Origin of the sequence: Yinghuangia seranimata (assembly GCF_029953285.1) — a bacterium.
GTDB classification, from domain to species: domain Bacteria; phylum Actinomycetota; class Actinomycetes; order Streptomycetales; family Streptomycetaceae; genus Yinghuangia; species Yinghuangia seranimata.
This window is the reverse complement of the sequence record NZ_JASAOI010000021.1, coordinates 1-11394: the sequence shown is the minus strand read 5'-3', so window position 1 is coordinate 11394 and position 11394 is coordinate 1. Positions and strand designations below refer to the sequence as shown.

Sequence of the window (11394 nt, the reverse complement as noted above, 5' to 3'; positions counted from 1 at the left end):
CCGGGTGCACGTGACTCCCGGGCGCCTTGCGGTGGGGTCGTGTGCCCACCGCGGCTTCGGTGAGGCACGCGGCGCCGCCGGCCGGCTCAACCGGCCGGCGGCGCCGTCCAGACCAGGGGGCGGCTGCGGCCGACGACGGTGTACTCGCGGGCGAGCCCGGCCTCGTGCAGGCGGGCGAGCGGCGTGAAGGACAGCCCGTACTCGTCCTCACCCTTGTCGAAGCCCCAGTCCTTGTAGACCTCGACCTCGTAGACGATGCGCACCACGCCGTCCTCGTCGATGTCGACCCGCCCGGTCATGCGGTACTGCAGCCCGCGCAGCGCCAGCCACCAGTCGAGGTGGTCGCCCTTGCCGATGCGCACGCCGTGCCAGTTCGTCGTGGCGTCGAACTCGGTCTCGTGGCCGCCGCTCGCCCGCCAGCGGGCCACGGCGAGGTCGCGCCACTCCTCCAGGTGCCGGTCGGCGACCTTGCGGAACGGCGCCGTCTCCAGCGGGCCCTCGGGGTCGACCACGAAGCGCTGCCCGCTCTGACCGTAGTAGTGCCGCAGGGTCGCGGCGCTGTGCTTGAGCCCGGTGATCCGCCACACGGCCGCGGTGGGGCGCAGCGCGACGGAGAACGCACGGTCGCGGATGCCGGGGCGGCGCGACCCGTAAGGCGCGTTGCCGTTCGGCGTGCCGGGATCCGGTCGGCCGCGGCGGGCCGTGCGGACCAGCGGTCGGGAGCGGTCGGGCGCTGTCATCTGTCCAGTTTATTGGTCAATGTCACGATTCGTTGAGTCGTGCGCGCTGGGTGTCGCCGTTCGAGCATGGCACGCGCGAGGCCCCGGCGCGGCGGACACGAAAGCGGGGCCGCGGGCGCTTGTGACGCGCCCGCGGCCCCGCTCCGGATCGTCCCGGCGCTGGGCCGGACGGGTGACTCAGTCGAAGATCGGGCCCTGGGTGCGGGTCCGCTTCAGCTCGTAGAAGCCCGGGGTGCCGGCGACCAGGACGCAGCCGTCCCACAGCTTGCCGGCGGCCTCGCCCTTGGGCGCGGGGGTCACGACCGGACCGAAGAAGGCCACGCCGTTGACGGAGATGACGGGGGTGCCCACGTCCTCGCCGACCTGCGTGATGCCTTCCTTGTGCGACCTGCGCAGCTCGTGGTCGAACTGGGTCGAGTCCATGGCGTCCGCCAGCTCGGTCGGCAGCCCGGCCTCGACCAGGGCCTCCTCGATGGTGGCGCGGTCGTACGCCCGGCCGCCGGGGTGGTGCCGCGTGCCGAGCGCGGTGTAGAGCGGGAGGAGCACCTCGTTGCCGAACTTCTGCTCGGCCGCGATGCACACCCGCACCGGGCCCCAGCCCTCGGCCATCAGGTCCTTGTAGCGCTGCGGAAGGTCGTCACGACCCTCGTTGAGCACGGAAAGGCTCATCACGTGCCAGGTGACGTCCACCGGACGCACCTTCTCGACCTCGAGCATCCAGCGCGAGGTCATCCACGCCCACGGGCACAGCGGGTCGAACCAGAAATGTGCCTGGTCACGCTCAACGGTCGTCAAGATCCGATCCCTTCGAATCGCCGATGTGTCACGCGCGGTAACCACGCGAAAAGGCGGTGCGCCGTTCCGATCGACGAACCGTCCTCCCTCCCCCAACCACGCGACCGCGCGGACCATTCCGGGACGCGCCGGACATGAAAGGATCGGCCGCGGGGCAACCCGCACGGCGGACGGCGCCAACATCGCCGAGCCGTGCCCGCAGCGGACAGTGCAGCACTCGAGGACGCCAGGAGCGTGATCCGTGCCCGGTAAGAACCTGACCCGTGACGAAGCCCGCGAGCGGGCCCGGCTGATCGAGGTCGCGTCGTACGACATCGCCCTCGACCTGACCACCGGGCCGACCACGTTCCGCTCCGAGACGGTGATCCGGTTCACGTGCGACCGGCCCGGCGCCGCGACGTTCGCCGACCTGCTCGCCCCCGAGGTGCACGAGGTCCGGCTGAACGACCGCGTCCTCGACCCCGCCAAGGTGTACGACGGCACCCGCATCCAGCTCGACGGCCTCGCCGCGGAGAACGAGCTGCGCGTCGTCGCCTCGTGCGCGTACAGCCGCACGGGGCAGGGCCTGCACCGTTTCGAGGACCCCGCCGACCGCGGCGTCTACACGTACACGCACTTCGAGCCGGCTGACGCGCGGCGCCTGTACGCCAACTTCGAACAGCCGGACCTGAAGGCCTCGTTCACGTTCTCGGTGATCGCCCCCGAGGAGTGGACCGTGGTGTCCAACGCCCCGGAGAGCGGCCGCGAGCCGGTCGCGCCCGGCGTCGCGCGGTGGCGCTTCGAGCCGACCAAGCGCATCTCGACGTACATCACCGCGATCGCCGCGGGCACCTACCACGTGCTGCGCGACGTGTACGAGGGCGACGGCGTGACGATCCCGCTCGGCCTGCTGTGCCGCGCGTCGCTCGCCGAACACTTCGACGCCGACCGGCTGTTCGACCAGACCAAGCGCGGCTTCGCGTTCTTCCACCGCGACGACCGGTTCGGCCTGGTCTACCCGTTCGGCAAGTACGACCAGGTCTTCGTGCCCGAGTACAACATCGGCGCCATGGAGAACCCCGGCTGCGTCACCTTCCGCGACGAGGCCTACGTGTTCCGCTCCAAGGTCACCGAGGCCGCCTACGAGGGCCGCGCGAACACACTGCTCCACGAGATGGCGCACATGTGGTTCGGCGACCTGGTCACCATGCGGTGGTGGGACGACCTGTGGCTCAAGGAGTCGTTCGCCGACTACATGGGCACCGCGGCGGTCGCCGAGGCGACCGAGTACCCGGACTCCTGGGTGTCGTTCGCGATCCGCCGCAAGGCGTGGGCGTACCGGCAGGACCAGCTGCCGACGACGCACCCGATCGTCGCGGACATCCGCGACCTCGAGGACGCCATGCTCAACTTCGACGGCATCACGTACGCCAAGGGCGCGTCCGTCCTCAAGCAGCTGGTCGCCTACGTCGGCAAGGAGCACTTCTACGCGGGCGCGCGGCGCTACTTCGCCCAGCACGCGTACGGCAACACGAGCCTGGACGACCTGCTGTCCGCGCTGGAGGCGGAGAGCGGCCGCGACCTGTCCACGTGGTCGAAGGCGTGGCTGGAGACCACCGGCATGAACCGCCTGGTGCCCGAGGTCGCCGTCGACGACGCCGGGAACGTCACGGGCTTCACCGTCGTGCAGCAGGGCGAGCCGCTGCGGCCGCACCGCATCGCGATCGGCGCGTACGAGGACGACGGCAGCGGCGCCCTGGTGCGCACCCGGCGCGTCGAGGTCGACGTCACCGGGGCGCGCACCGACGTCGCCGAGTTCGCCGGCGCGCCGCGTCCCGCGCTGCTGCTGCTCAACGACGACGACCTGACGTACTGCAAGATCGCGTTCGACGACGTCTCGGCGGCGACGCTGCGCGACCGGCTGTCCGACGTCGCCGACCCGCTGGCCCGCGCGCTGTGCTGGTCGGCGATGTGGAACCTCGCGCGCGACGCCGAGCTGCCCGCCCGCGAGTTCGTCGACCTGGTGCTGCGGCACGCCGCGCGCGAGCCGCGCATCGCGGTCGTGCAGATGGTGCTGGAGCAGGCCGAGTCCGCGCTGGAGCTGTACGCCGACCCCGCGTGGCGCGAGACGGGCACCACCGCGCTCGCCGAGCACGCGCTGGCCGAACTGCGCGCCGCCGCCCCGGGCGGCGACCACCAGCTCGCCTGGGCGCGCTGCTTCGGGCACACCGCGGCCTCCGACGCACACCTGGCACTGCTGCGCGGCCTGGTCGACGGCACCGAGGCGGTGCCGGGCCTGGACGTCGACAAGGAGCTCGTGTGGCTGTTCACCGAGACCCTGGTCGCGGCAGGAGCCGCGGACGGCGGTGACGTCGACGCCGCGCTCGCCCGCGACGACACCGCCGCCGGCCGCCAGCACGCCGCCTCGTGCCGTGCCGCCGCGCCGCGCGAGGACGCCAAGGCCAACGCGTGGGCGGCCGTCGTGGAGTCCGACGCGCTGCCCAACGCCATGGTCGACGCGACGATCCACGGCTTCGCCCGGCTGTCGCAGGCGGAGCTGCTGACGCCGTACACCGAGCGCTACTTCGCCGCCCTGACCGACGTCTGGGCGAACCGCTCGATCGAGATCGCCCGGCGCATCGTCGTCGGCCTCTACCCCATGTGGGACCTGTCGCACGAGCTGCTGCGCCGCACCGACGACTGGCTCGCCGACGACACCCGCCCGCCCGCGCTCCGCCGCCTGGTGCTGGAGCGCCGCGACGACGCCCAGCGCGCCCTCAACGCCCGTGCCCGCGACGCCCGCTGACGGACCGCCGCCCGCATCCCCAGCAACGACCACCGACCAGAAGGAGACGACCGGCGTGCCCGGTACCAACCTCACCCGTGACGAAGCCCGCGAGCGGGCCCGGATCCTCACCGTCGACGGCTACGACGTCGCGCTCGACCTGACCGGCACCGGGGCGACCTTCGGGTCCGAGACCACGGTGCGCTTCGCGTGCGCCGAGCCCGGCGCGTCGACGTTCATCGACCTGATCGCCCCGTCCGTCACCGAGATCACCCTCAACGGCGTCGCGCTCGACCCCGCGAAGGTGTTCGCGGACAGCCGTGTCCAGCTCGACGGGCTGGCCGCGAAGAACGAGCTGCGCGTGGTCGCGTCGTGCGCGTACATGAACACCGGTGAGGGCCTGCACCGCTTCGTCGACCCGGTCGACGGAAAGACCTACCTGTACACGCAGTTCGAGGTCGCCGACGCGCGCCGCGTATTCGCGAACTTCGAGCAGCCGGACCTGAAGGCGACGTTCGCCTTCACGATCACGGCGCCCGGCGACTGGGAGGTCACCAGCAACTCCCCCACGCCGCAGCCGACCGCGGCGGTGGGCTGCGACGGCGCGTCCGTGTGGGCCTTCGAGCCGACGCCGCGGATCTCCACCTACATCACGGCGCTCGTCGCCGGGCACTACCACGCGGTGCGCGACTCCTACACCGCCGCCGACGGCACCGTGGTGCCGCTCGGCGTGTTCTGCCGCGCCTCGCTCGCGGAGTTCCTCGACGCCGACAACATCTTCGACGTCACCAAGCAGGGCTTCGACTACTTCCTGGAGCAGTTCGACTTCCCGTACCCGTTCGCGAAGTACGACCAGCTGTTCGTGCCCGAGTACAACGCGGGCGCCATGGAGAACGCCGGCTGCGTGACGATCCTCGAGGACTACGTCTTCCGGTCGAAGGTCACGGACGCGTCCTACGAGGTCCGTGCCGAGACCATCCTCCACGAGCTGGCCCACATGTGGTTCGGCGACCTGGTCACCATGCAGTGGTGGGACGACCTGTGGCTGAACGAGTCGTTCGCCACCTACGCCTCGATCCGCTGCCAGGCGGAGGTGACGCGCTGGACGCACGCGTGGGCGACGTTCGGCAACCGCATGAAGACGTGGGCGTACCGGCAGGACCAACTGCCCTCCACGCACCCGATCTTCGCGGACATCCGCGACCTGGAGGACGTCGAGGTCAACTTCGACGGCATCACCTACGCCAAGGGCGCGTCCGTCCTCAAGCAGCTCGTCGCGTACGTCGGCAGCGAAGAGTTCATGTCCGGCGTCCGCACCTACTTCAAGCGCCACGCGTGGAGCAACAGCACGCTCGCGGACCTGCTCAAGGCGCTCGAGGAGACCTCCGGCCGCGACCTGTCGGCGTGGTCCGCCGAGTGGCTGCAGACCGCAGGCATCAACACGCTGCGCCCGGACGTCGCGGTGGACGCCGACGGCGTCATCACCTCGTTCGCCGTCCTGCAGGAGGCGCCCGAGGCCTGGCCGACCATCCGCACGCACCGCATGGCCGTCGGCTTCTACAACCGCACCGCCGAAGGCCTCGTGCGCACCCACCGCGTCGAGCTGGACGTCACCGGCCCGCGCACCGAGGTCGCCGAGCTGGTCGGCCTCGCCCGCCCCGACGTCGTGCTGCTGAACGACGACGACCTGACGTACTGCAAGATCCGCCTCGACGAGCACTCGCTCGCCGTGGTGACCGAGGCGATCGGCGAGTTCGTCGACCCGCTGCCGCGCGCGCTGTGCTGGGCGGCGGCGTGGGACATGACGCGCGACGCCGAGATGGCCGCCCGCGACTACCTGACCCTGGTGCTGTCCGGCATCGGGCAGGAGAAGGACATCAACATCGTCGGGTCGCTGCACCGCCAGCTGACCAGCGCGCTCGAGCTCTTCGCCGACCCTGCGTGGCGCCCCGAGGGCCTGGCGCGGCTCGCCGTCGCCGCCGAGGAGCACCTGCGCGCCGCCGCCCCCGGCAGCGACCACCAGCTGGCGTGGGCGCGCTGCTTCGCGACCGTGGCCGCCACCGAGGGCCAGCTGGGGCTGCTCACCGGCCTGCTGGACGGCTCCACGGTGATCGAGGGCCTGGCCGTCGACACGGACCTGCGCTGGACGTTCCTGCAGCGCCTGGTGGCGGTCGGCACGGCGGACCGGCCCGAGATCGACGCCGAGCTGGTGCGCGACGACACCGCGGCGGGCAAGCGGCACGCCGCCGCGTGCGTCGCGGCCCGGCCGACCCGCGAGGCCAAGGACGAAGCGTGGGCCTCGGTCGTCGAGTCCGACGCCCTGCCGAACGCCACCCAGGCCGCGGTCATCGGCGGCTTCGTGCAGCCCGGCCAGCGCGACCTGCTCGCCGAGTACACCGACCGGTACTTCGCGGCGATCGCGGGCGTGTGGGAGAACCGCACGAACGAGATCGCGCAGCAGATCGTGATGGGCCTGTACCCGTCGATCCAGGTGTCCCAGGACACCCTGGACCGCACGGACGCCTGGCTCACCGCGGCCGACCCCGTCCCGGCGCTGCGCCGCCTGGTCGTGGAGAGCCGCGACGGCGTCGCCCGCGCCCTGCGCGCCCAGGCGAAGGACCGCACGGCGGGCTGACCCCGGCGAGCGGCGGCGGCCGGCCCCGACGGGCCGCCGCCGCCGTTCGGCGCGTCACTCGTGGGGATGCCCCGGTGGGGCGGCCTCACCGGGGGACCGGTAGCGTAGGAGCGTGGTCAACAGGAATGCACTGCGTGCCGGCACGGTCGCGGCCGGCGTCACGCTCATGCTGCTCATCTCGTCCCCGGCGTTCGCCCTGACCCGGGACGACGGCGACGACCCCGGCAGCGGCCTCAGCATCGGGGAGACGCTCGGCTTCTTCGTCGGGCTGCCCATCCTGATGTTCGCCGTGATCGCCTTCCTGGTGTGCCTGCCGGACATCATGCGCAAGGGCGGCGCGAAGCGCTGACGCGCGTCCGCCGACCCACCCTCCGCTCCACCCCTCCGCCCGCGTGCCGCGAGGGGCCGTCACAGGCCCCGTAGCACGCGGGCGAGCGATGCCGCGCGGGCGTCCGCCGCCAGGTCCTCAAGCAGGACGCGGCGGCCCGCGCCGTCCGCGACCGGCAGCAGCCAGTTGGGGTACTCCCGTGACGTTCCCGGGAGGTTCTGCGGGCGGCGGTCGCCGACCGCGTCCGGCAGCCACACCCCCAGCATCCGGCTCGGCGTCCTGACCAGCAGCCGGTGCAGCGCCTCGACGGTCTCCCGCTCCCCCGCGCCGGGCCGCAGCAGGCCCCGGTCGTTGAGCAGTGCCACCCACGACGCCAGTTCGTCCGCCGCCTCGGCGCGCGCCGCCTCCATCGTGCCCGGCAGCAGCCCGAGTTCGGCCCACAGGTCGACGTGCTCGCCGGCCAGCCGGGCCGCCGTCGGCGGCAGGTCGTGCGTGGTGACCGTCGCGAACGACAGCTCGCGCCAGTCCTCCGGCGGGACCGGGCCCGCAGCGTCCCGTTCGAACCACAGCACCGACGTGCCGAGCATGCCGCGCTCGACGAGGTAGTCGCGCACCCACGGCTCGACGGTCCCCAGGTCCTCGCCGACCACGACGGCGCCGGCGCGGTGCGCCTCCAGCGCGAGGATGCCGACCATCGCCTCGTGGTCGTAGCGCACGTACGCGCCGCGGTCGGGCCGGTTGCCGCGCGGGATCCACCAGAACCGGAACAGCCCGAGGATGTGGTCGACCCGCACCGCGCCCGCGTTGCGGAAGACCGAGCGCAGCAGCTCGCGGTACGGCGCGTAGCCGGCCTCGGCGAGCCGGACCGGGTGCCACGGCGGCTGGCTCCAGTCCTGCCCGAACGCGTTCATGGCGTCCGGCGGGGCGCCGCCGGTCGCGCCCAGCGCGAGCACCTCGCCGCCGCGCGCGGAGCCGAGCAGCCACGCGTCGGAGCCGTCGGGGTGCACGCCGACCGCGAGGTCGTGGACGACGCCGACCGGCATGCCCGCGTCGCGCGCTGTGCGGTGTGCGTGGGCGAGCTGTTCGTCGGCGACCCACTGGCACCAGCGGTGGAAGTCGACGGCGGGCGCGAGGCGGCGGCGCTCGGCGCGTACCGCGGGCGCGTCGGGGTCGTGCAGTTCGGCGGGCCACGCGTGCCAGTCGGGGCCGTGCTCCTCGACGAGCGCGCACCAGGTGGCGTGGTCGTCGAGCCACCGGCCTTCCGCCGCGAGGAACGCGCGGTAGGCGGCCTCGCGGCCGGGGCTCCTCGGCACGCGGTGGACGAGCGCGAGCGCCTCGCGCTTGGCGGCGCGCACCCGGTCGCGCTGCAGCCGGTCGGCCGTGTGCGCCGCGCCCGCACCTTCATCCAAGTCGCCGGTGCGCAGCCGGAGTTCCTCGGCGACGGCGTGCTCTACCGGGCTGAGGTAGGCGTATTCGGGGACGGCTTCGACGCGCACGTACATCGGGTCGGTGAAGCGGCGGCTCACCGGCAGGTACGGCGACGGTTCGACCGGTGCCACGGGCGACGCCGCGTGCAGCGGGTTGACCAGCACGAACCCGGCGCCGTGCCGGCGCGCGGACCAGCCGGCCAGGTCCGCGAGGTCGGCGAGGTCGCCCATCCCCCACGAGCGCCGCGACAGCAGCGAGTACAGCTGCACCATGAAGCCCCAGGTGCGCCCCGGCGGGGCCGGCAGCCGGGCCGGGCTGACCGCGACGGGGACGCTGACGTGGCGTTCCTCGGCGGCCGACTCCGGCTCGCCGCCCGAGCCGAGGTCGGTGGCCTCGGTCGCGGTGACGCGGGCGTGCAGCGTGTGCCAGCCCAGCGGCAGGTCGGCCGGCAGCGTGTACGAGCGTTCCTGGACGACGGTGCCGTCGACGGCCGGCGGAAGGTTCCGGCCGAGCTCGGCGAGGTCGCGGCGGACGCCGCCGTCCTCGAGTTCGATCCAGAGCTCCACGCGCGCGCCCGGCTCGCAGTGCGCCGCGAACGCCTCGGCGCGGCCCGCGCGTGTGACGATCACCGGCGGCAGCAGCCGGCCCCGGCGCGCCGCCTCGTGGGCGACCAGCGCGTGCCGCACCGCGTCGGGGGTCGAGGCGTCGACGCCTAACGCGCCGAGCACCGCCCGGACCGTCTCCTCGTCGGCGTACACCACGTCACCGCGCCAGCCGTGGTGCTCGGTGGCGACGCCGAACGCCCCCGCGAGCCTGGCCAGGTCGCCGGTGACCGGTACCGCTGCCGCCGTCGCCTTGTGCTCCGTCTCCGTGCACTCCATATCGGCGAGCATCGCATCCGCACGCGCCGAAACGGAGCTCTTCACCGGACACGTCGCCCGAAGGGGCGCTCCGCGGGTGCGGAACGCCCCGTTCGGCGTGCGGTGTCAGGTCACGACACGGTGCCCGTGACGGCCGGATCGGCGGTGCCCTCGATCGGGATGAACCGCTGGTAGTAGCCCCCCACAGGCCCGGTCGGTTCGGTGCCGGGCGGATACGTCGGAGTGGGGCCGCCCACCTTCACGTCCTGCGGGGCGACCGTCTTGATCAGGCCCCCGAGCCCCGTCCGGATCGTCCGGGTCTTCCCGACGTTCTTGCCGTCCGCGTCCAGGCCGGTGACCGACACCGACTCGCCCACGTGGGCGGGCACGCGCGCGATGAAGTAGCGGACGTCGGCGGCGGTCTTCGTCTCCACCGCGTCGGCCTTGATGTCCGGCTTGCCCTCCACCGTGACCCGGACGCTCTTCGCGCCGGCCGGCACGATCCCGTAGATCTCGAACCCGTCGTCGGAGATCCCGGCGATGCTGCCCGTGAACATCGGGGCGTCGGCGAACTTCAGCGGGAGGGTGGGGTCTTCCGCGAAGAGCACGTCTGTGCGCACCTTGCCGGTGGTCACGGTCATGCAGCGGACGTTGGTGTGGTCGAGCCGGGTGGCCGGTTTGCCGGGCCCGACCACGAAGATGTTCCGCTTGACGACGTCGCCGGCCATGGCCCAGCCGCAGTCGGAGCTGCCCACCGACGACGATCCCCAGGTGGCCACGCGGTAGACCGGTTCCGCGTACATGCCGTCGTACTCGTGCAGGACGGTGTCCGTGGTGCCGCCACCGGCGACGACGGCGGGCGCCGCGCCGCCGCCGGAGCCCGCTCGCGCCGTCGAACCGCCGGAGCCGTCCATCAGAACCGGGACGGCCACCGACACGGCCACCGCTGCCGCCGCGGCGCCTGCGATGCCGACCGTCCGCCGACCGCGGCGCTTGCGGACGGCCCCGGAAACCCGTGCGTACGGGTCCGCTTCACCGACGTAGTCGTCGGGCATGCCGACGGCTTCCTTCAGCGTCGCCTCGAACTGTTCGAACTGCCCCATCACGCGTTGTCTCCTCGGGCTCCGAAGGCGGGTACGACCGGCACCGACACGGTGTCGCGGTCCGGGACGGCGTCGAGCCCGTCCGGCAGGCCGAGGACGTGCTGCTCGCGTAGGGCCTTGAGGCCGCGCGAGGCGTGCGTCTTGACGGCTCCGACCGAGCAGCCCAGCATCCGGGCCACCTCGGCCTCGGGAAGGTCGTGGGCGTAGCGCAGCACGACGACGACCCGCTGTTTCGACGAGAGCTTCGCGAGCGCGCGGACCATGAGGTCCCGTTCGGCCACGTGCGCGCCGGGCCCTTCCACGCGGGCCTCGGGCAGCACCGCGGTGGCCCGTTCGCCCCACCACCGGCGGCGGCCGGTGGCTATGGCGAGGTTGACGACGATCCGTCTGGTGTATGCCTCCGGCTGCTCCTCGCGGAGCCTCGGCCAGACCTTCCACAGCCGCACCAGGGCGTCCTGCACCAGGTCCTCGGCCCGCCCCGGATCGTGCACCAGGCTGTACGCGAACCTGGTCAGTGCCGGCCAGCGTGTCCGTGTGAACTCCGCGAACTGCTCTTCCGCCGTTGCGTCCATGCCGCTCCCGCTCGCTCGTCCGTGTCGCATGGAGAATGCGGCGGCGGACGCCCCGCGTTGACAGCGGCGGACACAAAGATGACCGGTGGGGGCGGGGGCCGGCGGGGGGGGGGGGGGGGGCGCCCCGGGGGGGGCGGGGGGGGTGTGGCGGGGGGGGGGGGGGGGCGCG

General features: G+C 73.1%; 8 protein-coding genes. 3 read left to right on the top strand and 5 right to left on the bottom strand.

Annotated features, from left to right (window positions below; translation table 11 throughout):
- Positions 1-86: 86 nt before the first annotated feature.
- Both QI554_RS14460 and QI554_RS14455 read right to left on the bottom strand, forming a co-directional pair.
- The gene (locus tag QI554_RS14460) at positions 87-740 is read right to left on the bottom strand and encodes a hypothetical protein (protein WP_281470027.1); all 654 of its coding nucleotides are present in this window, start codon (positions 738-740) and stop codon (positions 87-89) included.
- A gap of 177 nt (positions 741-917) precedes the next feature.
- A complete protein-coding gene (locus tag QI554_RS14455) occupies positions 918-1535 on the bottom strand; it encodes a mycothiol-dependent nitroreductase Rv2466c family protein (RefSeq protein ID WP_425527975.1) in 618 nt (205 codons plus the stop codon).
- Positions 1536-1776: 241 nt separating this feature from the next.
- On the opposite strand from QI554_RS14455, the gene pepN (QI554_RS14450) reads away from it, so the two are divergent.
- The 3 genes from pepN (QI554_RS14450) (at position 1777) to QI554_RS14440 (ending at position 7283) form a co-directional block, all read left to right on the top strand.
- Complete coding sequence (gene pepN, locus QI554_RS14450) at positions 1777-4320, top strand: aminopeptidase N (RefSeq protein WP_281470025.1); 2544 nt, start codon at positions 1777-1779, stop codon at positions 4318-4320.
- Between the two features lie 55 nt (positions 4321-4375).
- On the top strand, positions 4376-6934 hold the full coding sequence (gene pepN, locus QI554_RS14445; protein ID WP_281470023.1) for an aminopeptidase N: 2559 nt from the start codon (positions 4376-4378) through the stop codon (positions 6932-6934).
- Between the two features lie 166 nt (positions 6935-7100).
- The gene (locus QI554_RS14440; RefSeq protein ID WP_281470029.1) at positions 7101-7283 is read left to right on the top strand and encodes a hypothetical protein; all 183 of its coding nucleotides are present in this window, start codon (positions 7101-7103) and stop codon (positions 7281-7283) included.
- A 59-nt stretch (positions 7284-7342) separates the two neighbouring features.
- On the opposite strand, the gene malQ is transcribed toward QI554_RS14440, so the two are convergent.
- The 3 genes from malQ to QI554_RS14425 all read right to left on the bottom strand — a co-directional run bounded on the left by malQ (position 7343) and on the right by QI554_RS14425 (position 11225).
- Entirely contained in the window at positions 7343-9571 is a 2229-nt protein-coding gene (gene malQ, locus QI554_RS14435) for a 4-alpha-glucanotransferase (RefSeq protein WP_281470021.1), read from the bottom strand.
- A gap of 110 nt (positions 9572-9681) precedes the next feature.
- Entirely contained in the window at positions 9682-10653 is a 972-nt protein-coding gene (locus QI554_RS14430) for a hypothetical protein (protein ID WP_281470019.1), read from the bottom strand.
- On the bottom strand, positions 10653-11225 hold the full coding sequence (locus QI554_RS14425) for a SigE family RNA polymerase sigma factor (RefSeq protein WP_281470018.1): 573 nt from the start codon (positions 11223-11225) through the stop codon (positions 10653-10655). The genes QI554_RS14430 and QI554_RS14425 overlap by 1 nt, the downstream gene beginning before the upstream one ends.
- Positions 11226-11394: the final 169 nt, after the last annotated feature.